Genomic DNA, 22,514 nt, shown 5'->3' with positions numbered 1-22,514 from the left:
ACTTTCCCGAGGAGGCTGAAGCGATGCCCGCGGAAAGCGCCCGCCTGTAGGGGGATTTACTCGGCTCTCACAAGGATGATTCCCATAGAGTATTGCTTTTGATGAAAAAGATGATCAAGCCGGAGGGGCCGAGACTCCTGCAACAGCTTGGGCCGGGCAGGATCATGGAAAAGCGATAAATAATAATGAGGGTGTCGCATCAGGTCATTATAACCTTGAGGCACCCTCTTAAGCAGTTCAGGACATAACAGAAGAAAAGCAGGAAGGAGTTTTATATGATGAATAATAAATGGGATTTCGACGATGAGAATGACAGGCTTGTTGCTTATCTGCCCTCTTTTACATATAACGATTCGGTCAAGCTTAAAGAAGACATCAATAATGCTGTACGGGGAAAACGGATTGTTTATACGCTTTCCGAACATACCGGTGCCCTGAAAGACTTGGGCTTTTCCGTTGAAGCGGAGACGAGCGGATTCTTTGAAGGGGAAAAAGCGATTATTCTGACTAAGTACGATAAAGAGGAGCGGAAAAATTCAAAAACAAAAACAGAAAATGAAGAAGTCCTGAATAGGGTAAGAGAAGATTCAAAGCAAATCTCACAGCCTTGTCTGTATCCGGTCGGACTTGTTCAGGACAGAGACCTTAAATCTCTTGCTGCTCTTTACAAAAAGGTTTTTCCTAAATATCCAACTAATATTTTTGATCCTGAAGCGCTGAAAAAAGCAGCCGAATCCGATTATCTATTTGCAGCTGTAAAAAATGGAGGCGAAGTCATTGCTGCTGCATCGGCAATGAAAACCGGATACAGAAGTGCAGAGATTACAGACTGTGCTGTTAATCCGGATTACAGGGGTAATCAGCTTCTTCATTATTTGGTGCTTGATTTAGAAGAGGAGTGCAGGAAAGAGGGGATTAACCATATTTTCTCTATAACCCGGGCCCGTTCTACTGGAATGAACATGACGGTCAAACGCCTTGGTTATCAATATGAAGGGACACTTATTAATAATTGCATAATTACAAGCGGGTTTGAGGATATGAACGTATGGAGTAAAGCCTTAAAGTAAATAAAAAAACCAAAGTAAAAGCGGCCGGATAATGGCAATCGTTGCGTGCCATAGGGGAGAGAGCGTCCAACCTGCTATAAAAGAATGCTGTTTAATATAAGTTGTTGCCTTTGCTGAAAAAGTAATTATGTTTAAGTCGAGGAAGCTTGCCGTCACAGCCTCGGAAGAGCCCAAACGGCATGATCGACGTTTCAGAGTGGCAATGGCTTCGCGCGGTGCGCGCCTGACAGGAAGAACCCCATCAGAGGGACAGCGCCGGCTTCGCTCATTGCATTTAGCAAAAAGCCCAAACGGCAGGACCGGCCGTTTTAATAGCTGGCAATGGCTACGCGGGGTGCGCGCCTGACGGGAAGAACGCCCATCAGAATGACAGCACCGGCTCCGCTCATTGCATTTAGCAAAAAGCCCAAACGGCAGGACCGGCCGTTTGGGCTTTTTGCTATCTGTCAAAGTTAAAGTAGTTTTTCTTCAGGAATTTTGGCTGGTTCATGAGTGTTTTGTAGGAGAAGGTCATATCGAGCTTTTTTGTATCGATCAGCATGAACTGATCTTCAATGTCCGCGATTTGTTCTTCTTCAATATATATCATTTCACAGTCTGAACATTTGATAGAGGGAACCTGCGTAATTTCAACGGCCCGGCTTCCATCCGGAAGCTCCCAGTAGGCTGACTCCAGACTGTGAATGGCTTTATCCGATTCGCACCATTTACATTTCATAAGAGCACCCCCTGCTTAAGCTTCTTCACTTTTATCAGTCTTTTCTTCATACATCTTTTGTTCTTTTAAATATTTGCGTTCTTTCATTTGATCCCGTTTATCCCTCTGGTCTTTGAGTGTCCGGTGGTTTTCATCCTGCTGGTAGGTTTTACGGCGTTCAATCCGCTGAAGTCCCTCCGGCATAATTGAACTTTTTTCGTCGTTCATTAAAGCAGAAATTCCGATGCGCTTTTCGTCTTTCTTCTCATAGTAATTAAAGAAATAGGCATCTGCTGTACCTGGTGTATACTCTTTTGGTTCAGGATACGTGGTAATAACGCCTTCAAAGTTTCTTAACACGACTTTATCGTGACTTTGGGAGATCATGTAGTTTGGCTGAAGGGTGATTTTTCCTCCGCCGCCTGGTGCATCGACAACAAAAGCGGGTACAGCATATCCCGATGTATGCCCGCGAAGTCCTTCTATAATCTCCAGCCCTTTCGAAACCGGTGCTCTGAAGTGACCGATTCCTTCACTCAGGTCACATTGATAGATATAGTAAGGGCGGACACGGATTTTTACAAGATCGTGCATAAGCTTTTTCATAATCTCGACACTGTCATTAATGCCTTTGAGGATTACCGCCTGGTTGCCGACGGGCACCCCGGCATTAGCTAGCATTTCACAAGCCTTTTTCGATTCTTCCGTAATTTCCAGGCTTGTATTGAAATGTGTATTCAGCCAGATAGGGTGATACTTTTTAAGGATATTACAGAGGTTCTCCGTGATTCGCTGTGGAAAAACTACAGGAGCCCGGGTGCCGATTCGGATAATTTCAACGTGATCAATTTCACGAAGGTTTTTTAGCACATACTCTAGAATCTGATCATTTATAAGAAGGCCGTCTCCGCCGGAAATTAAGACGTCCCGCACTTCAGGGTTCGAGGCAATATATTGAATGGCTCCGTCAAGCTGCTTCTTAGGGACTCCCATTCCGATCTGGCCTGAGAACCGGCGTCGCGTACAATAGCGGCAGTACATCGAGCACTGGTTGGTTACCAAAAACAATACACGGTCAGGGTATCGGTGTGTTAGGCCCGGGACGGGAGAGTCTTCATCTTCGGAGAGAGGATCTTCCATGTCATATTTGGATTTTTCGATTTCTTTGGATACCGGTACACTCTGCATACGGATCGGACAGCGCGGGTCATCCGGATTCATTAAGGAAGCGTAATATGGTGTAATGTTTAATGGAATGGTTTTTGTTGATATTTTCACTCCGGCTTCTTCATCGGGTGTAAGGTTAATAACCTTTTTTAAATCATCAAGGGTTCTGATGGTATTAGTGAGCTGCCAGATCCAGTCATTCCATTTTTCTTCGGGCACACCTTTCCACAATTCAATGTCTTTCCAGTGGCGTGCTGGCTTGTAAAGGTCCATTTTCATTTGTATTTCCTCCCGCAAAATATTCTCATGTAATAGTTAATGCAAAAACCGTGCCAAGTGTATCTTGTATTTAAATAAGTCCATAAACCTTTATCTGTAAGCATTGGAGAGTATGAAGGGGAAAGGATAAAAAAAAGAGTGCCGGTTTTTTGGCACTCTTTACTGTTGTTCTGGAATCTATAGATTCTTATTTATTTGTATAACTTTTTCTTGAACCTTTTCCGCGTCCAGCTGCACGCCTCCGAGCTCCAGGTCATTTGATGAATTAAAATCCTTGTACGAGATCATAAGAGCAAATAAGGGTTTGAGCTATTGGAGGGGCAAAGCCAAGTTTTCTTTATCGCTCGTGACCAAGGCGCTTGCGCGTTTGTTCTTAAAGGTTGTATTTTGTTATCTTGTACTGCAATGTTTGTCTTGGCATCTGAAGCATTTTAGCAGTCTGTTTTACGTTCCTGCCTGATTCGTTCAGTACTTTTGCAATCATTTCTGCTTCGTAATTTTCTACCTTTGTTTTAAGCGCACCTGAAAAAAAACCGTCGTTTTCAGACCGATCAGGTTTAATGTGCAGAGGAAGGTGATCGGGTGAAATGATTTCATCGGTCATATTCATTGCTGCTTCAACAGCATGCCTGAGTTCCCGGATGTTGCCGGGCCAGTTATAATGCTTAAGGATTTCAGATGCCTGTTTGTCTGTACCGGAGACGAGTTTATTAAATCTGAAATTATACATAGACACAAAGTGATCCACCAATAATGGAATATCCGTACGCCGGCTCCTTAGGGGAGGAAGATGAAATGAAACCACGTTGAGGCGGTAGTAAAGATCCGGACGTAAAAGGTTTTTACTTAAAAGGGACGAGGGGTTTTCGTTTGTTGCAGCAATAATCCTTACGTCAGTAGAGAAGCTTTTATTGGAACCTACCCGTCGTATAATACCGTCTTCCAAAACGCGCAGTAATTTAGCCTGAAGATCCATGGGCAGAGTCTGGATTTCATCCAGAAACAGTGTTCCTCCGTGGGCAAGTTCGAAAAATCCTTCCCGTTCTTCTGCCCCTGTAAAGCTCCCTTTCACTGTACCAAAAAGAATACTCTCAAGAAGCGATGCGGGGATAGCCGCACAGTTCTGGGAGATAAAGGGGCGGTTTCGTCTTGGTGAATGGTTATGAATCGCCTGAACAAGAAGCTCCTTACCAGTGCCGGTTTCACCGTAGACAAAGACTGGCGAGGTCGTTTTAGAGACTTTCTTACCCTGTTTAATAATCGATTCCACCTCTGGAGAACAGGTGAGGATATGATCAAATTCATAAGAAACGTGATTGTCCTTTACTTCCAGTGCTTTATTTGACCGGTCATCCATTTTTGCCTGAAGATCCATAAGTTTCAGGGAGAGATCCCGCACGCGGCTCATATCCTTGGCTATTTCAACCGACCCGATTAAGCTGCCGGACACTATGATTGGAATGGTTGTATTTACTGTATCGATAAGCTTTCCTTTTAAATTACGGTACGTTTGGTGCTGATTAAAAATGGGGTTGCCTGTTTTCATGACTTTTATAAGCGTGCTGGTTTCTGCAGAGAGGGAGGGGAAGACGTTCAGAAGTGGTTTTCCGATTACATCTGAAACATCCAGCCCATCATGGTCTGCGGCGATTTTATTATAATAGATCGTGATTCCATCCTGATCGATTACATGAATACCTTCATCAATACTGTTTAATATGGCTTTTAACATCTCATTTGTATCGGTGTTTGTAACAAACATAGGACAGAACCTCCCCTGTGCCGGAATATTGGTTAATGTGCTGAATATTCAGCACATTTTTATCGTACTAAGAATCTCTGCTGATTGCAAGATGATTTCCAGAAAATTGTTTTGTTACTATGAATCTACTAATGAAATAAAGCTAAAGTCCGCGTTACGATTATAAATGTCAGTGATGACAGCACTATTGTAATTTCAAGGAGGTTATTCCAATATGAAAAAATGGTTTATGGCTGGCGCAGTAGCCCTGGCAGCACTGGTACTTCCGGATCAGGCTGATGCGTCTTCAGAACAATATACAGTTAAAAGTGGCGATACACTTTGGAATATCAGTCAGCAGTATGGAACGACAGTTGATCAATTAAAAGCAAACAACGGCCTTACGGATGATCTTATTTACCCAGGTCAGACATTGACAGTAGGAGAGGCGGTTATTAATGAAGGGGAGCTTGACCTTCTTTCCCGTCTGGTACACGCTGAAGCAGAGGGAGAATCTTATGAAGGTAAAGCAGCAGTAGCAGCAGTTGTGCTGAACCGTGTGGAAAGTTCTGAGTTCCCTGACACGGTTGAAGGCGTCATTTATGAAACCCACGGAAGCGGTGGAATTTTTGCGTTTGAACCGGTTCAGAATGGCCAGATTAATAAGCTTGCCGATCAGGAATCCATTAATGCAGCAAGAGATGCAATGAATGGTTATGATCCTTCAAACGGAGCATTGTTCTTCTTTAACCCCGAAACCTCCACGTCAGAGTGGGTAAACCGACTCACAATTGACTCTCAGATTGGAAACCACGTATTTGCTTCCAATTAATATAAAAAAGCAGCCGTTTCCGGCTGCTTTTTTCTTTCCTTTTGAATTAATCATCCATCGTGGAAAGGTCCCCGACTGGTTCTCCAAGCTCCCAGGCTTTTAGCACACGGCGCATGATTTTACCGCTCCGTGTTTTAGGAAGCTTTTCCTTAAACTCAATTTCTCTTGGCATGGCGTGAGCAGAGAGCTCTTTTTTAATAAACTGCTTGATTTCATCGATAAGTTCATCGTCCTGCGTATAGCCGTCCCGTAAAGAGATGAATGCCTTAATAATATGTCCCCGGACAGGATCAGGCTTTCCGATTACACCAGCTTCAGCTACAGCACGATGTTCAACGAGCTTACTCTCGATTTCGAAAGGACCTACACGTTCACCGGCAGTATTAATAACATCATCGTTTCGTCCCTGGAACCAGAAGTATCCTTCTTCATCCCGGTAGGCGGTATCTCCGGAAACATACCAGCCATCGATAGCGAAATATTCATTAAATTTCTCTTCATTTTTCCAAACTTTACGCATCATGGACGGCCAGCCCGCTTTTACAGCGAGGTTACCCATTTCATTCGGAGGAAGCTCTTCGCCGTGGTCATTAATAATAGCGGCTTCCACTCCCGGGAACGGCTTACCCATTGAGCCTGGCTTAATCGGTTCACCTGGGTAGTTACAAATTAACATCGCGCCGGTTTCTGTCATCCACCACGTGTCGTGTATACGACGGTCAAATGCTTCAACCCCCCAGCGGACAACTTCCGGGTTTAACGGTTCTCCCACACTGAGGATATGTCTGACCGAGCTTAAATCGTACATTTCCTTAATATTCGGATCAGCTGCCATGAGCATCCTGAATGCTGTTGGCGCACTGTACCATACTGTGACCTTGTACTTTTCAAGAGTTTCATACCAGTCCTGCGGGGAGAAGCGTCCGCCGCGGACAACATTGGTGACACCATTCAGCCACGGACCGAAAATGCCGTAAGATGTACCTGTAACCCAGCCAGGGTCAGCTGTACACCAGTAAGTATCATCTTCTTTCAGGTCAAGAACCCATTTTGCAGTCTGATAATGCTGCAGCATAGAATTATGCACATGGTATACCCCTTTAGGTTTACCGGTAGAACCAGAAGTATAGTGAAGGATCAGGCCGTCTTCGAGGTCAACCCACTCAACAGCAGATTCCTTTGAAGCCGCTTTCATTTTGTCGAAATAAGAAACAAACTTTTCGCCATCAGGAAGTTCATTGCCGACGACAACTACTTTTTCAAGATGAGGAAGTTCATCAAGGGGAACTCGTGGAAGGAGGTCCGGTGTTGTGACCAGCACTTTTGATTCGCTGTCTTCCAGCCGTGCCTTTACGGCATCCTTCATAAATGCTTCAAATAACGGACCAACTACGGCACCGATTTTAATTGTTCCGAGCAAAGAAACATAAAGTTCCGGGGAACGCGGCATGAAGATAAATACGCGGTCACCTTTTTCAACTCCAAGGTCCTTAAGCATATTTCCTGCCTGATTTGACAGATCTTTCAGCTGGCGGAATGTGTATGTTTCATCACGCTCGGCGTCTGAGTAGAGTAAAGCCGGCTTGTTGCCAAGTCCTTCATTCACATGACGGTCTATGGCTTCATAGGCAAGGTTTACCTGTCCCGTTTTGTGCCATGAAAATGCTTCTTTCACTTGATTCCAGTCAAAATTTTCTTTCGTTGCTTCGTAGTTTTCAAGCTGATGTGATGTCGTTTTTGGCTGTAATACTTTCAAAATCAAGCACCTCCGCGAGTAATGTAAAATTGCAACACTCTAAAATTTCAGAATTTTAAGCTTACGTAAACGTTACATAAAAACCCAGTGTATTGTCAACAGTCAACAGAAAGATACAGGAAATTTATTATATTTGAAAGATTGTGACGGAGGAGAAACTGCAAAAGAATATGTGTTGTGATGTGATCTTCGCCTGCGTATGTACCTTCATGCTAAAATACAGAAGAACGATTGAATAAAGGAGCGATTAAACGATGGATTGGTTAGGAATATTAATTTTAATTGTTGCAGGTATTATTGTGCTCAGGGTTGTGGGGACGCTCTTTAAATTTATAATCAGCGCCGGCCTCATCCTGCTGTTTATATATATTATTATCAGACTCATCGATACTGCCTTGGTCATAAATCCGTTATGGTTTTAGCCGGGAATGGTTAAGGGTAGATTAACAAGAGACATATCAATTAAAGGAGGACTTTGTAATGGACTACCGGATCGAAAGAGATACCCTGGGTGAAATGAAAGTCCCGGAGGATAAATGGTGGGGTGCACAGACGCAAAGAAGCCTGGAAAACTTTAAGATAGGCACCGAAAAGATGCCTGAAGAAATTGTCTCCGCCTTTACCGTGCTGAAACAGGCATGTGCAAAGGCGAATCTGCGCCTTGATAATATCGAAGAAGATAAAGCAGAAGCAATATCAGCAGTGTGCGAAACAATCAGAAAAGAGAAATATACTGAACATTTTCCTCTCGTTGTCTGGCAGACGGGGAGCGGAACCCAGTCTAATATGAACATGAACGAAGTGATTGCCTACAAGGCAAATGAACAGTTAAAAAGCCGGAAGGAAACCGTGGTTCATCCCAATGACGATGTAAACCGTTCCCAAAGCTCCAATGATACTTTTCCTACTGCCATGCATATTGCGGCAGTAATTGACGTCCATGAGCGTCTGTTGCCAGCAGTCAGACATATGCGGGATGTGCTTGAAGAAAAAGTCATTACATTCCAGGATGTTGTCAAAATCGGCCGTACCCACCTTCAGGATGCCACGCCCCTTACCCTCGGACAGGAAATCAGCGGATGGGTCCATATGCTCAAAAAAAGTGAGCAGATGATTAAAGAGAGTACCGAACACCTTCGTGCACTGGCTATTGGAGGAACGGCTGTAGGAACAGGGATCAATGCCCATTCAAAGTTCGGAGAAACGGTAGCTGAAGAAATAAGCACTATAACCGGGCATGAGTTTTATTCATCCGAAAACAAATTTCATGCACTCACAAGTCACGACGAACTTACGTATGCACATGGAGCAATTAAAGCCCTTGCTGCAGATTTGATGAAGATTGCCAATGATGTGAGGTGGCTCTCCAGCGGACCGAGGTCGGGTATCGGTGAAATAACGATTCCTGCAAACGAACCAGGGAGCTCAATTATGCCGGGAAAAGTAAATCCTACACAAAGTGAAGCCTTAACGATGGTGGTCTCACAGGTATTTGGTAATGATGCAGCAATAGGTTTTGCATCAAGCCAGGGGAATTTCGAGCTTAATGTATTTAAGCCGGTGATCATCTATAACTTTCTCCAGTCAGTAAGACTTTTATCGGATGCCATGACATCCTTTACAGACAAATGCCTGGCTGGAATTGAAGCGAATGAAGATGTCATTAACAACCATGTGAAAAACTCGCTGATGCTTGTTACAGCTTTAAACCCTCATATCGGCTACGAGAATGCAGCGAAAATTGCTAAAAAGGCATTTGATGATGATACTACATTAAAAGAGGCAGCAATCAGCCTCGGCCTTTTAACGGATGAAGAGTTTGAAGATATGGTTAACCCGGAAAAAATGATCGGTCCCAACAAATAACAACACAAAAGTACTTTCGCAAAGGCTGTTTCTTTAAATCCGGTATTGTAGCCGGAATGCTTGAGAATTCTAAGGTCCCGGGGGCCGTTCAGTTCCCGGAGAGCGACTGAAGGCCACTAAAAATTCAAAAACAGCGAAATACAAAGACGCTCCGATACCTGATTCGGGGCGTCTGTTTTATGGGGAAATTGATATACTGTATATATAATTAATTAAATAATATAACGTTAGGAGATTTTGTTATGCATGTTTTTGACCTTCATTGTGATGCGCTTCTTAAACTTTGGGAGGACCGCTCAAAATCATATCTGAATGATGCCAACATCCACACCAGCTTTGAAAGGCTTCAAAAAGGAAATGTAAAGCTCCAGCTTTTTGCTGTCTTTGTGGAGCCTGAGATTCCTTCAGATATGAAGTTTCAGGTTGCGCTGGAGCAAATTGATTTGTTTTATTATAAGGTTCTGGCACAAAAAGGAATCCGGCATATCAGAAACTGGTCTGACTTAAGACAATTAAAGCCTGATGAAACAGGAGCGATGCTTACGCTGGAGGGTGCTGATGCTTTTGGAAATGATCTGATGAAACTGCGTACGCTGTACAATCTGGGAGTCAAATCTCTAGGCCTTACGTGGAACAATGCAAACTTATGCGCCGATGGAGTGGGAGAACCCCGAAATGGAGGGCTTACAGAGCTTGGCTTTGAAGTAGTCAGACTTAACAACCAATTCCGTATCTGGACAGATGTTTCCCACCTTACCGAACCTGGTTTCTGGGATGTTATGAAAACAGCTGATTATCCTGTTGCCACACATTCTAACGCCAAGACCCTGTGCTCACATAGAAGAAACCTTACAGACGAGCAGGCGCAGGCACTTTTTAAGAAAAAAGGACTGTTGGGAGTGGTCTTTCACCCTCCATTTCTTGTGGATGATGCAGAAACAGCAGAGATTAGTGACCTTTTAAGGCATATTGAACACTTCTGTGAACTGGGTGGGAAAAACCATTTGTCATTTGGCTCGGACTTTGACGGTATTCAGTTTTTTGTATCAGATCTTGATCACTCAGGGCTTTATCAGAACCTGATCAATGAACTTCTCAAGTATTACAGTGAACAGGATGTACGAGGCTTTGCATATCAAAACGTTCTGGACCATCTGCCGGAATAGTGAAAAGAGGGCATTTCATAAGGCATATTATAATGCCGCCTTATGAGACGCCCTCTTTCTGGTGATCAGCAGGAAAAATGTCTTCTGGTGACTGTTATATACTCGTTATTTATCTTTATGACATTCCACTTGTTTTCAGGAAGAAATACAGATGATTCTTTCAAGTAGGAAACCGGATATAATTCCAGCAGATACGCTAAATAAGCAGCGCATTTTCTGCACTCCGGCGGAAAGTATGTGTATGAGGCTGCGGTCAGTGACCGCGCATGGTTAAATAGTGTAAAAAATTGCTCTTTTTCAGATTCTGTAGTCTTGTGTTTAAAGTAACCCCAGATATGTTCACATGTATTCAAAAAATCTCCGTGAGAAAAAGGAAGTTCCTTCTGCTTTTTGATTTCCAAGTATACGTCCAGATATTCCCGGCAGTTTTCTGCCTCCCTGAGAGAGATTTGGATGTCTTTATAGAAACGGTACCCTTTAGCCATAATTTCATATTTATTACGGGCCCAGAGTTTCTCGGTTAGTTTTTTAAAAGGTACCGTCATGTCTTTCACCTCGGTCATTTGGATACTATAAGTGTAGCACCTGTCACGGCTCTAAAGTAAGGATGCCATGATTAATCTAACCAGACTTTTGTGACTCATTATTAAAGGGAAACAGATACAGGAAATCGTATCTCTATTAAAAGTAAGTAAGGGGCTGGGGCCATGCGAATGTTTAAGAAACCTAGAATTGTCGTCAGTAAATGTCTTGAATTTGAACCATGCAGGTACGACGGGGCAAAAATCAAAAGTGATGCAGTGAGTAAATTAATGGATAGTGCAGAACTGATTCCTGTGTGTCCGGAAGTGGAAATCGGGCTCTCAACACCAAGAGAGTCGATCCGGATTATTGAATCTGGAGATGAGGAGCGGCTGGTACTGCCGTCCGGGAAAGAAGACCTTACAGATCAAATGAAAAGCTTCTCAGACTCTTTCCTGACAAATTTACGTGACGTAGACGGGTTTATTTTGAAAGGGAGGTCCCCGAGCTGCGGAATCTTTGATACAAAAGTATACGCAGGATACGAAAAGTCCCCTGTAATTAAAAAGAGTGCCGGGATCTTTGCGAAAAAGGTTATAGATCATTTTCCTGATGCGGTCATTGAGGATGACGGGAGGCTCAGAAACTTCTCGATCAGGGAGCATTTTCTGACTCGTATATATACACTCAGTGAATTCAGAGATACAAAAAGTCGGGGCGATCTTGAATCACTGAACCGTTTTCATGCCAGAAACAAATTTCTGTTTTTATCATATCATCCAAAACTTTTAAAAGATGCAGGACGTATAATAGCAAATTATGAAAAGCGGAGCAAGGAAGAGATCTATTCTTCCTATGAAGCAGTTCTTGGAACGATGATGAAGAAAAAACCGAAGTTTACAAGCAATATCAATGTCTGCCAGCATATTCTGAGCTTTTTTAAAGGTGAACTGAGTGTCCGTGAAAAAGAACATTTCCTGTACCTTCTTCAGCAATACAGTGAAAGGCGGATCCCGCTCAGTAATTTGACGAGTATCCTGAAATCCTGGGTTTACAGGTTTGAAAGGGAGTATCTGTTCAATCAATCGTACTTTAAACCCTACCCGGAAAGCTTAATTGAAATAACAGACTCCGGGAAAGGCCGCAATTACTGACCATAAGTTTGGACGTTCGGAGAAAGTGTTGTTATACTACTAAAAAAAGTGGTGGTGAGAAATGAATGGTTTTGAAGAAAGCAACATTTGCAGGTGGTTGTTTCTGGTGCATGGTATCTCCTTTCGATGAGCAGCCTGGTATCCATAAGGTTGTGTCGGGATATACCGGCGGGCACACTGATAACCCTACCTACGAAGAGGTATGCACGAATACAACAGGACATCTCGAAGCTGTTCAGATAACATATGATCCGGATGTATTTCTATACGAAAAACTGCTGGATCTATACTGGTCTCAGATTGACCCAACCGACCCCGGCGGTCAGTTTCATGACCGTGGAGAGTCTTATCAGACAGCCATTTTTTATCATGACGATGAGCAAAAGAAACTGGCGGAGGATTCAAAGGTGAAGCTTGATAAAAGCGGCAAATTCAACAAGCCGGTTTGTACTGATATTCGTCCTGCATCTGTGTTTTTTGAAGCAGAAGCCTACCATCAGGACTATTACCGGAAGAACCCTCTTCATTATAAAATGTACCGTAAAGGAAGCGGTAGAGAAGACTTCCTAAACTCACACAGGAGGTAGTTGGTCTGATGAAAACAAACAGAAAAGTTCAGGATAAAAAAGCGTTAAACGAAATGCAGTATAAAGTAACTCAGGAAAACGGAACCGAACCTCCGTTTAAAAATGAGTTCTGGGACCATTTTGAAGATGGAATCTACGTGGATATCGTGTCAGGAGAGCCTTTGTTCAATTCAAGAGACAAGTATGATGCAGGGTGCGGATGGCCAAGCTTCACAAAGCCGATTGATAAGTCCCAGGTAACTGAGCATTCGGACTTTTCACATGGAATGCGCCGTACGGAAGTAAGGAGTGAAGAGGGGGATTCCCACCTCGGCCATGTGTTTACGGACGGGCCGAAACCCGGCGGACTCCGCTATTGTATCAATTCTGCAGCTCTTCGTTTTATTCCATACAGCGAGCTTGAAAAAGAAGGCTACGGGGAATACAAAACATTATTCGACAAATAGACTTTGATGTCTTATGAAACGAAAAAGTTGACGCCAATCATTTTTATGGCGTCAACTTTTTTTGTTTCCTTTAATCCCGGCGGAAGCGATTGAGAGTCTGTATAACTTCTTCTTTTCTTGGAAGGGCAAGATCTCCCGGGTGCTGCCCTTTGAAGGGCGAAAGGAATTCAAGTCCCGAATGGTTAATTTCAGTATAGATCTCGTCAATGGCTTCCATAATTGTGCTGTCTTTACTGCTTCCTTTTGTTAAATGTTTCATTATCAGGGCAATGGTCCTTGTCTGGCTGGTATCCGCCAGCTGTTCGATAGCAGATAAATCAATCATATGACGGGAGAACAGGATCGTATTCTTTCCTTTTGCGTCTACTTTCTCTTTTCGATCCAGTTTCTTTTTGAAGTTGTCTCTGTCCAGTATTCTCATTTTGGGAACAGACAGGGTTCCGGCTGTTTTCTTTCGGTGATTTTTTATTTCAGAAGCAATTTGCTTTGCTTCTGCTCTTTTATCGTAAGGTCGGTATTCATTCATTACTATGACGTGGTCAGAAGCTTCGAAATAGTCCCCTGAACCCCCTATAGCCATGACCGTTGAAACATCCTGGTCCTTAAAGAGACTTTCTACATAATCAACAAAAGGGGTAATCGGTTCCTCAGAAACCAGCTTTTGCATTCTCGCATCACGAATCATAAAATTTGTAGCACTAGTATCTTCGTCCATTAAAATAAGCTTGGATCTCATTTCCAGTGCTTCCATTATGGAAGCTGCCTGGGAGGTGCTTCCGCTTGCATCCAATGTTGAAAAAGAGCGCGTATCTTTTTCAAAAGGGAGATTGGAAATAAACGGGGAAATATCTACTCCATGAATGGACCTGCCGTCTTCAGCTTTAATTTTCACTGCACTCTGATCAGTAATGACATACTCCCGGCCGTCTCCCGGAGCATGATTATACACACCGCGTTCAATGGCATGAAGGAGGGTACTCTTTCCGTGATAACCTCCCCCGGCTATGAGGGTAAGACCTTTTGGCAGGGCAAAACCGGTAACTGTCTTTTCTTTAGAAAGCTGAATGGTTTTTTCATAAGCGGCCGGGGACTGAAAGGGTACGGCCTTACTTAAAGGCTTATTACTCACACCGCTTTCTCTTGGGAGAACAGACCCGTTGGCTATAAAGCAGATGAACTCATTTTCCTTAATATAATTTCGGATTAATTGCTGATCGTCAGATAATTCAATGTGTGATTTTAATGCTTCTTTTGAAAAATGGGTAAGAGCTTTTTTTGTTATGTCAGGTACAATCTCACCCAGCAGCTTACCGGTATCATGTCCTCTGATACGCCTTCCGTTTGCAGGGAGGCCGATACTGAGACGAATTTCGATATGTTCTTCAGTGACTTTTACAGCTGTTCGCTTCAGGACTTCCTGACCCGGGGCATCGATGGTAATCATCCCGCCTTTACCGGTTCCCATTCGTGAAACTGCACGTTTCTTAATCTGAAGATTAACCTCCCTGGCAAAAAAATCTTCGAAAGCTGATTTACGGGAGGCGGAATCTATAAGCTCTTCTGGAAGGCTTGTGTATGTGAATGGGAAAGCCACTCTGATTTTTGACGGAGCAGCAAAGGGGTCTCCCTGAATATAGTCCATATATAGTGAAAAGACGTCTCCGTCATATTTTCCCTGAATGGTTTTGAGTAATTTATAGCTTTTTCCATCCAGTTCTTTCACCTTCTGTAAGAGTCGTTTCATATCAATTTCCCCCAATACGGTGATTTCGTGCGTAATGATAGCTGTACTGTTATTAAAACATACGACAGGATCTGAAACAAAAAGGGGAGAAGGAAGAATAATTATCCAGTACCAGGGGGACATTAGGGTTGAAAAAAAGGCTGTTTTCGTAAAAATTGCTTCTCTTACTGAAAAAGGTAATGAAGTCGAAGTCCATGAGACGCCTTGGTATTAGGGTGCCAGGCAAGACCTTGCTGCGCATAGCTCAAGGATTGCCGTAACCATCACGGAAAGCGGAGGGTCGCAGGCTGTATCTTCATTATCTGTGAAGTGAAAATTGCAACAATCAATCTGAAAACAGCGAAAAAACTTTAAGGAGAATGAAAAATGAGAAAATGGATTATGTTATGTCTGACATTCGTGTTTGCGTTGTCAGCTATGGGAGCAAATGTTTCTTTTGCAGATACAGGTGAAGGTTTTGTTAGAGCTGTTCATGCATCCCCGGATGCACCTGCAGTGGATATCTATGTGAATAAGGATAAAGTACTTGAAGGTGTTTCATTTAAAGGTGTGAGCGAATACATGCCATTACAGGAAGGCTCTTACACCATCCGTATTTTTGCCCAGGGAGCAAACCCTAAAAAGGATACCCCGGTTATTGAGAAAAATGTAGATGTAAAAGGGGGACAAGCATACACCTTGGCAGCAGTAGGTCCTCTAAACCAAATTGATCTTGTAGCTGTCAGTGATGCCCTCCAGCCTGCAGAAGGTAAAGCAAAAGTAAGAGCAGCCCACTTTTCTCCTGATGCCCCGGCTGTAGACATTGCAGCAGGACCGGAAACGATTTTATTCGAAAATGTGAGCTTTCCTCAGGTAGCTGAATACCTGGAAGTAGATGCAGGAACTGTGAACCTGCAAGTACGGCCAACGGGGTCACAGGATGTGGTGTTTGAAGTTCCTAATTTAGGACTCGAGGCAGGCGCTGTTTATTCTGCATTTGCAGTAGGCCAGCTTGAAGGAGAACCGGGCTTTGATATTATTATTGTAAAGGATGAACTGAAAGAATAAGGGCGCTATCCCAAAGTTACATGTTCTGAAAGACTGCAGATAAAAACCACAGAGGTGAGCAAAGGACCGGAGGGTCTTTTGTTCACTTTTTTGTATGCCGCCACTCCTTGTGTGAAAAGATAAAAGAATATTAATGGTTTTGTAATGAAATTGTAATGTTTCATTCATCGCATAACAGTGTTAATACGTTTACTATAAAAGTATTAACGAACACATAAAGGTGATGGCATGAGAAAGACAAATTATCCAATAATATTCTCACTACTATTCATTATTACATTGACATCATTCCCGTCATTACCAGAAGCTGGGAAACCCTCCGATCTATACAGTGAGGCAGCAGTTGTTATTGATGCCCGCACCGGGGAAGTCCTTTACGAAAAAAACGCATACAGGACAATGTATCCGGCAAGCATAACGAAAATCATTACAACTATTGTGGCTCTGGAAGAAGCAGGTCTTTCTGATGACGTACAAGTGAGTTTTGATGCGGTAAATGTAATAGGCTCCAGAGTCTATTTACTGGAAGAGGAGATTCTTCCACTCGAACAGCTTCTCCTTGGCATCATGATCAGTTCGGGTAACGATGCATCAATAGCAGTAGCCGAACATATAGATGGTTCAGTTGAGGCCTTTGCAGACCGGATGAATGCGTTTGTGAGAGAGAAGGTGGGGGTTGAAAACTCCAACTTTACGAATCCCCACGGCCTTTTTGAAGAAGAACATGTAACCACGGCCTACGATATGGCCAGAATAAGTGCTTATGCAATGGGAAACGAACAGTTCAGGGAGATTGTCGGAACGAAAAGCCTGGACTGGAAAGGGGAAGGGTGGGAAACAACCCTTTATAATCACCACGATTTAATGAGACAGAATGACCATATTACAGGAGTGAAAAACGGTTATGTCAGAAGATCGGGCTATACTCTGGTTACCTCAGCATTTGATGGGGACACTGAAGTGATTGTTGTAACCCTGAACACTCCATCGCGGCTGTTTGCATATAACGATACGAACAAGCTTATTGACTACAGCCTGGCTGAATATGAAACACAGGTGTTAAGCCTTTCCGGTGAAGACCTTTTGACCAACCACATCATACCTGAAGAACTGGCAGTGACAACCCGCAGGGGAGAAGATGTTAAATATGAGGTGCGCGAAGAAGGGGAAATTATTGTAACAGGGAAAGGGAACCGGAAGATCGCTCATATTGACCTTGAAAAAAGATACCTGACAGATCTCCCGTCGTATATTATCCCTTCAGATAAAGAAACAACAGTCGTTAAGAAGCAGGAAGAGCCGATTAAGAAAAGTATCGCACTGTGGTTTATTTTAAGCGGATTCAATAAGGTTTTTAACAGATAGAAGCTTTCCATCTGTTCAATGAATAGCGGAAGAACTTATCAGAGGTTGACTGTACCCTTCAGTCAGCCTCTTTTTTAATGGCTGTTTTCGGATAAATTGTTGCTTTTAGTGAATGCGATAATCAAGCTGCAGTGCCCGAAACTCCTGCGATAGTTACGTGCGTTTACATCACGAATGAGCTTCGAGTTGCTTCGACGCAGAAAGCTGAAAAGAGTTGTGGCAGAGGAAGAAGCAGGATTATTTCTTCTGGCTTGCCGGCGCCACCGCGGAAAGGGAAGGGCATGCAGACTTTTATGTGTTAAGATTTGACTTATAGTAAAGAGTAGCAAACTATAGGAAAGCAGCTTTTTATTTGACTTTTCATCCCATACATCGTTCACTCATCACTCAGATACAGAGCTGCTTAATGATGCAAGCATTCTTGTGTATTCATACCGGTTGTTAAACATGGCTTCATTCCAGTTTTGTTCGATCCATTCTTTAAGTTCTTGAGATGAGTTAAATACTTCTCCCGATGTATCTGCTTTTCTTATCATGTATCTTCCATTGTCTTCATCACAAGTGACTTCACATGGAAAAGCACCATCGTGGCTCTGTAATTGAAAGTCCATTCTTCTGTCTCCCTTCATGTTTACCATGAAAATACAATTTGGGGCATTCTCAACCTTGTTTGGATGTTCTAAGTTTCTTTGAACCGGAATACCATTCCTTTCCGCTGACTCGCACCGATCCTCCTCAGGGCTTTGTCCTTACGGGTCTCGCCAGTCTCGCTTATTCCGTTCAACTTCGCATGCTAACCCGTAATATCAGAAAAGCGGGTTAACCAGCACAGGTGAGATCCCCTGAGTTGCCTGGGAGACTCATCGCCCCCCGCTCAGTGAGTGAAAATCAACACCTGAATTACCAGAGATCAATCAAAAAATCCTGACGGATCTGATATAGCATATTTTTATTGTGATATTCATTCATCCAAAGAATTCAACCATGATTTAGAAGGACTTCCAATGGATGGGTGAAATGTGATAACTTTTATACATTTTTACATAATTTTTTAGAAATGACGTAGCGGTCAGAAGAAGTTCTTATTATAATATAGACAGAAGTCGAATTCTTTCGATAATTACCGGAGGGGACTGTTTATGATGAGATGGGCTAAGCGGATTCTACAAAACCTTGTACTTCTAAGCTCACTGACAATTGCTGTAGTTTTGATCTCTGTGGCATTCGCAGTGTATCTCTGGCAGTCTACGGATGCAGGGCGGCTCCCGGCAAAGACCGCTGTTGTGCTTCATGCTATTAATAATAATCTGGTTACATTGGATATTGATGTCAGGCCTCCAAGAATTGTGAGCGGAGGAGGCGGAGGAAGCCCGTTGTTAAGAGAGGACCTCTATGTACCGGTAGTCGGCGATGTTCAAGTGCCTGTAAGAATATACAGGCCTCAGGGTGAAGGGCCGTATCCGATTATCATGTATTATCACGGTGGTGCGTTCATGGAGGGGTACGGGAGTATTGAAACCCATGACAATATTGTCCGGTCCCTAGCGTCCCGTACAGAGAGTGTCGTGATTTCGGTCGGATACAGGGTGGCGCCGGAACATATTTTCCCTGCTGCTGTAGAAGACAGCTATGCTGCGTTGCAGTGGGCAGAGAGAAATGCGGGAAGTTTTAATGGTGACCCTGATACAATCAGTGTTGCAGGTGACAGTGCAGGAGGGAATATTGCTACAGTGATGACACTTATGGCAAGGGACCGGGAAGGCCCGGAAATAACGTCCCAAGTTCTGTTTTATCCCCTGACAACGTTTCAGGATGTAGACCTAAGGTCGAGAGAAATTTATGATAGTGGTTATTATTTATTATCCAGACAGGTGATGTACCGGGCGAGGGATCTGTATACCCCTGAAGAAATGATGTGGTCAAATCCTTATACATCGCCTCTGCAGGCTGACAATCTTTCTGATCTGCCCCCTGCCTTGATCATTACTGCGGAATTTGACCCGTTAAGGGACGAAGGTGAGGCATACGCAAAACGCCTTTTTGAATCCGGCGTTCATGTAAGAGCTACAAGGTATCGTGGGGTTATGCACGGTTTTGTCTCTTTTTATGAAGTTATGCAAAGCGGGAGATACGGATTGCAGGAAGCGTCCAGCTTTCTGAGGCAGGCTCATGGAGGCGTTCTTCAGGAAAGCCCCTACCAGCTGCAGGTCCGTCAGTCTCCCCAGGGAATTGACAGGGTAAGGGAACAGGCAGAAGCGTTCGCAATCGCTGCATATCTGCTTGGCAGAACCGGAGCTGATCTCCTCATCCCTTAGCCCTCAATAAAGATAGGAGAGATACCATGAGATCAGTTCTCCCAGTCAGGCTGCTCGCAATAGGACAAGTTTTGTTTACTATCGCTTACTTCAGCTATATGCTGTATATTTCATTCTCGTGGGGCTTTACTCCGAGAATGGTTCAGATACTCGTTACAGACAGTATCTATTTACTTCTAATCATCAGCGCAGCGGGCCTTTTCTTTTTGAAAACCTGGGGCTGGTGGGTAACTGTTATTCTCTACGGCAAACTGCTTATGAGTAAGCTTATAGGGACAGGAACAGAGTGGTTTTTACTGCTTTCGGGAACAATTGCAGAAAAATGGCGGTGGGATATCTTTTTTGCAGATCTGTTTATTATCCTTTTATACACCGTAATCCTTGCCTGTTTCTTTTTAGGAAGAATCAGAAGACTTTTCAACGTACACGAAGCAGGGAAAAAGATGGCCTTCCTCGTCACGATAGGAATCATCCTCCTTTACTCAATTTATTTCGTAACGGCTTTCTGGCTTATTGTTCAGCTGGGATAATACAGGAAATGTGTATAAAGGGCGGTTCATAAGGTATTATTCTCCCTTATGAGCCGCCCGCTTTCTTTTATTCCAAGCTTGTATGTGCATGCGGATACTGTTAGACTTTTTCAATAAAGAAGCCGAAAATGACGATTTTTATGAAACAGGAAAGGATTACCACTATGGAACATAAATTAAATTCCCGTGTAAAGAACATCCAAATATCCGGCATACGCCAGTTTTTCAACAAGGTTGCAAAATACCCCGATGCGGTCCAGCTTACTCTGGGCCAGCCGGATTTTGAAACTCCGAATCATATAAAGGAAGCAGCAAAGAAAGCAATCGACCTTAACTATACCCGTTATACAAAAAATCCCGGGGACGATGAACTTGTAGAAGCAGCGTCCCGGTTTGTAAAAAACAAGTATAATCTCACCTACAACCCACAATCAGAAGTAATTACGACTGTGGGAGCATCACAGGCAATCGACATTACGATGAGGACAATTCTTCAGGAGGGAGATGAAGTTATTCTTCCGGGTCCTGTATACCCGGCATACGAACCCATTATCCGGTTATGCGGAGCAATACCAGTATATATAGACACAACCGATACCGGTTTTAAACTGGCACCGGATAAACTGAAACAAGTGCTGACAGAAAAAACAAAAGCGGTCATGCTTCCCTATCCTTCAAACCCAACGGGGGTTGTTCTGACGAAAGAAGAACTGAAAGACCTTGCAGCTGTTTTAAGAGAAAAAGACGTTTTTGTTGTCTCTGATGAGATTTATTCCGAGCTCAACTTTGAAATGCCGCACCATTCGATTGCAAGTCTTACGGGCATGCGAGAGAAGACAATTGTCATTAATGGTGTTTCCAAGTCCCATTCAATGACAGGATGGCGTATTGGTTTTGTGTTTGCACCCGAAGAGATTACGAGACATATTCTGAAAGTTCATCAATACAATGTAAGCTGTGCTTCCTCCATTTCGCAAAAAGCAGCAGCAGAAGCACTTACTGCAGGTGAAGATGACGCTGAACCTATGAAGAAAGAGTACAAAAAGAGACGTGATTATATGTATAAGAGGCTTATAGAAATAGGGATGGAAGTGGAATATCCGCAAGGTGCCTTTTACATTTTCCCTTCGGTTTCAAAGACAGGCCTGTCATCATTTGATTTTGCAACGAAACTGCTTGAGGAAAATAAACTGGCTGTTGTACCCGGGAACGCATTTTCAGAGTACGGTGAAGGGTACGTCCGTCTTTCTTATGCATATTCCATGAAAAACCTTAAAGAAGCACTCGACAGACTTGAAGTATTCTGGAAAAAGCTTATGTAGAAATTGGCTTACAACTGGGGGTAAGAGAAGATGAATGAGAGATTATTATTCGTATATGGAACGCTTCGTAAAGGGGCATTAAATGCTCATTACCTTGATAATGTGAATTGTGTTCATGAGCAGAGCTGGATCGAGGGCACTCTCTTTGACACCGGATCAGGCTATCCCGCATTCGTACAGAGGGGGAATGGAAGGGTATATGGAGAACTGTATGAGATCCCCGACCGCCTTTGGGCAGACATCCACTACCTGGAGGGATACGACGGATCTGAGGGAAGTCTCTTCAAGCCTGTAACGGTATCGGTCACTACGGACACTGTCCAAAAAGAAGCTGTTGTCTATGTTTCAGGGCGTGAGTCTCTTTTGAAAACTGAGATTCCTGAAGGGGATTGGATGCGTCTGTTATTTGAACGTGGTCTCGGTGATTCCTTTTTGTATTTTGCATTCGGTTCATGTATGGACAAAGAGAGAATGGAGCTGGCCGGTGCGGACCAGTACTTTCATGAAATTACCGGTGCCAGTCTTCCTGGCTACGAGCTGAGGTTTACGATTGCCTCCAGGGTTGACGGGAAAGGAAGAGCAGACATTGTTGAAGAAGGGGGTCTCTCTGAAGGCCTCTTATACCGAACAGATAAAGAAGGACTCGATTACCTGTATAAACGGGAGGGTGTATTTACAGGGATGTACCGCCCTGCCATCATTTCAGTACAGGGACTTGACGGGAATAACTATACCGATGTTCTGACGTTTCTTGTGATCGATAAACAAAGTGAGACAGCACCGCCGGATCATTACGCAAATGAAATTTTGCGGGGAGCCGCCGGCTGGCTGACAGAAGGATATATTGACAAATTGAAGAACAGAATTCACCAGCTTCAGGTTTCAGAAAAAAACCAGGAGGTGTAAAA

21 protein-coding genes are annotated in these 22,514 nt (G+C 43.5%); 14 read left to right on the top strand and 7 right to left on the bottom strand.

The genetic code is table 11. From position 1 onward, the window contains the following. The first annotated feature begins 275 nt into the window (after positions 1–275). On the top strand, positions 276–1,070 hold the full coding sequence (gene ablB, locus JSY36_RS02200) for a putative beta-lysine N-acetyltransferase (RefSeq protein WP_205165062.1): 795 nt from the start codon (positions 276–278) through the stop codon (positions 1,068–1,070). Positions 1,071–1,509: 439 nt separating this feature from the next. On the opposite strand, the gene JSY36_RS02195 is transcribed toward ablB, so the two are convergent. The 3 genes from JSY36_RS02195 to JSY36_RS02185 all read right to left on the bottom strand — a co-directional run bounded on the left by JSY36_RS02195 (position 1,510) and on the right by JSY36_RS02185 (position 4,975). Beyond that, the gene (locus JSY36_RS02195) at positions 1,510–1,788 is read right to left on the bottom strand and encodes a YokU family protein (protein ID WP_122896753.1); all 279 of its coding nucleotides are present in this window, start codon (positions 1,786–1,788) and stop codon (positions 1,510–1,512) included. Between the two features lie 15 nt (positions 1,789–1,803). Beyond that, entirely contained in the window at positions 1,804–3,213 is a 1,410-nt protein-coding gene (gene kamA / locus JSY36_RS02190; RefSeq protein ID WP_205165061.1) for a lysine 2,3-aminomutase, read from the bottom strand. 373 nt (positions 3,214–3,586) lie between these two features. Next, positions 3,587–4,975, bottom strand: coding sequence for a sigma-54 interaction domain-containing protein (locus tag JSY36_RS02185; RefSeq protein WP_205165060.1), 1,389 nt, complete (start codon positions 4,973–4,975; stop codon positions 3,587–3,589). 214 nt (positions 4,976–5,189) lie between these two features. Between JSY36_RS02185 and JSY36_RS02180 the strand changes: the two genes are divergently transcribed. Next, the gene (locus tag JSY36_RS02180) at positions 5,190–5,786 is read left to right on the top strand and encodes a cell wall hydrolase (protein WP_122896756.1); all 597 of its coding nucleotides are present in this window, start codon (positions 5,190–5,192) and stop codon (positions 5,784–5,786) included. Between the two features lie 46 nt (positions 5,787–5,832). Here the strand turns inward: JSY36_RS02180 and acsA are convergent, their stop codons facing one another. Then, positions 5,833–7,548 carry an acetate--CoA ligase gene (acsA, locus tag JSY36_RS02175; protein WP_419466019.1) on the bottom strand — a complete coding sequence of 572 codons (1,716 nt, stop codon included), beginning with the start codon at positions 7,546–7,548 and terminating at the stop codon, positions 5,833–5,835. A gap of 248 nt (positions 7,549–7,796) precedes the next feature. On the opposite strand from acsA, the gene JSY36_RS02170 reads away from it, so the two are divergent. The 3 genes from JSY36_RS02170 to JSY36_RS02160 all read left to right on the top strand — a co-directional run bounded on the left by JSY36_RS02170 (position 7,797) and on the right by JSY36_RS02160 (position 10,574). Then, a complete protein-coding gene (locus JSY36_RS02170; RefSeq protein WP_183163709.1) occupies positions 7,797–7,964 on the top strand; it encodes a hypothetical protein in 168 nt (55 codons plus the stop codon). Positions 7,965–8,022: 58 nt separating this feature from the next. Further along, positions 8,023–9,408, top strand: coding sequence for a class II fumarate hydratase (gene fumC / locus JSY36_RS02165; protein WP_205165059.1), 1,386 nt, complete (start codon positions 8,023–8,025; stop codon positions 9,406–9,408). Positions 9,409–9,650: 242 nt separating this feature from the next. Further along, the gene (locus tag JSY36_RS02160) at positions 9,651–10,574 is read left to right on the top strand and encodes a dipeptidase (RefSeq protein ID WP_205165058.1); all 924 of its coding nucleotides are present in this window, start codon (positions 9,651–9,653) and stop codon (positions 10,572–10,574) included. A gap of 65 nt (positions 10,575–10,639) precedes the next feature. Here JSY36_RS02160 and JSY36_RS20900 read toward each other — a convergent pair whose 3' ends face one another. Then, positions 10,640–11,059, bottom strand: coding sequence for a DUF1722 domain-containing protein (locus JSY36_RS20900; RefSeq protein WP_419466023.1), 420 nt, complete (start codon positions 11,057–11,059; stop codon positions 10,640–10,642). Positions 11,060–11,281: 222 nt separating this feature from the next. Here JSY36_RS20900 and JSY36_RS02150 point away from each other — a divergent pair, with 222 nt between their 5' ends. The 3 genes from JSY36_RS02150 (at position 11,282) to msrB (ending at position 13,283) form a co-directional block, all read left to right on the top strand. Next, positions 11,282–12,250, top strand: coding sequence for a YbgA family protein (locus tag JSY36_RS02150; protein ID WP_205165056.1), 969 nt, complete (start codon positions 11,282–11,284; stop codon positions 12,248–12,250). Positions 12,251–12,315: 65 nt separating this feature from the next. Further along, positions 12,316–12,837 (top strand): peptide-methionine (S)-S-oxide reductase MsrA, encoded by a 522-nt coding sequence (gene msrA / locus JSY36_RS02145; protein WP_205165055.1) that lies wholly within the window; start codon positions 12,316–12,318, stop codon positions 12,835–12,837. 8 nt (positions 12,838–12,845) lie between these two features. Then, the gene (msrB, locus tag JSY36_RS02140) at positions 12,846–13,283 is read left to right on the top strand and encodes a peptide-methionine (R)-S-oxide reductase MsrB (protein WP_122896763.1); all 438 of its coding nucleotides are present in this window, start codon (positions 12,846–12,848) and stop codon (positions 13,281–13,283) included. A gap of 70 nt (positions 13,284–13,353) precedes the next feature. Here the strand turns inward: msrB and JSY36_RS02135 are convergent, their stop codons facing one another. Beyond that, on the bottom strand, positions 13,354–15,027 hold the full coding sequence (locus JSY36_RS02135) for an ABC-ATPase domain-containing protein (protein WP_205165054.1): 1,674 nt from the start codon (positions 15,025–15,027) through the stop codon (positions 13,354–13,356). A gap of 366 nt (positions 15,028–15,393) precedes the next feature. On the opposite strand from JSY36_RS02135, the gene JSY36_RS02130 reads away from it, so the two are divergent. Continuing rightward, positions 15,394–16,074, top strand: coding sequence for a DUF4397 domain-containing protein (locus JSY36_RS02130; RefSeq protein ID WP_205165053.1), 681 nt, complete (start codon positions 15,394–15,396; stop codon positions 16,072–16,074). 228 nt (positions 16,075–16,302) lie between these two features. Further along, complete coding sequence (locus JSY36_RS02125; RefSeq protein ID WP_205165052.1) at positions 16,303–17,439, top strand: D-alanyl-D-alanine carboxypeptidase family protein; 1,137 nt, start codon at positions 16,303–16,305, stop codon at positions 17,437–17,439. A gap of 383 nt (positions 17,440–17,822) precedes the next feature. On the opposite strand, the gene JSY36_RS02120 is transcribed toward JSY36_RS02125, so the two are convergent. Continuing rightward, positions 17,823–18,050, bottom strand: a complete 228-nt coding sequence (locus tag JSY36_RS02120; protein ID WP_205165051.1) for a hypothetical protein — start codon at positions 18,048–18,050, stop codon at positions 17,823–17,825. Positions 18,051–18,578: 528 nt separating this feature from the next. On the opposite strand from JSY36_RS02120, the gene JSY36_RS02115 reads away from it, so the two are divergent. From JSY36_RS02115 to JSY36_RS02100, 4 genes are all read left to right on the top strand, one after another. Continuing rightward, complete coding sequence (locus JSY36_RS02115; protein WP_236784394.1) at positions 18,579–19,754, top strand: alpha/beta hydrolase; 1,176 nt, start codon at positions 18,579–18,581, stop codon at positions 19,752–19,754. Positions 19,755–19,780: 26 nt separating this feature from the next. Continuing rightward, positions 19,781–20,284, top strand: coding sequence for a hypothetical protein (locus JSY36_RS02110; RefSeq protein WP_205165050.1), 504 nt, complete (start codon positions 19,781–19,783; stop codon positions 20,282–20,284). A 164-nt stretch (positions 20,285–20,448) separates the two neighbouring features. Next, a complete protein-coding gene (locus JSY36_RS02105) occupies positions 20,449–21,606 on the top strand; it encodes an aminotransferase A (protein ID WP_205165049.1) in 1,158 nt (385 codons plus the stop codon). A gap of 30 nt (positions 21,607–21,636) precedes the next feature. Then, on the top strand, positions 21,637–22,512 hold the full coding sequence (locus JSY36_RS02100; RefSeq protein WP_205165048.1) for a gamma-glutamylcyclotransferase: 876 nt from the start codon (positions 21,637–21,639) through the stop codon (positions 22,510–22,512). Positions 22,513–22,514 lie beyond the last annotated feature (2 nt).

The organism is Alteribacter salitolerans, assembly GCF_016901055.1.
Lineage (GTDB): Bacteria > Bacillota > Bacilli > Bacillales > Salisediminibacteriaceae > Alteribacter > Alteribacter keqinensis.
The sequence above is the reverse complement of the archived record's forward strand: the minus strand, read 5'-3'. Positions and strand labels throughout refer to the sequence as shown.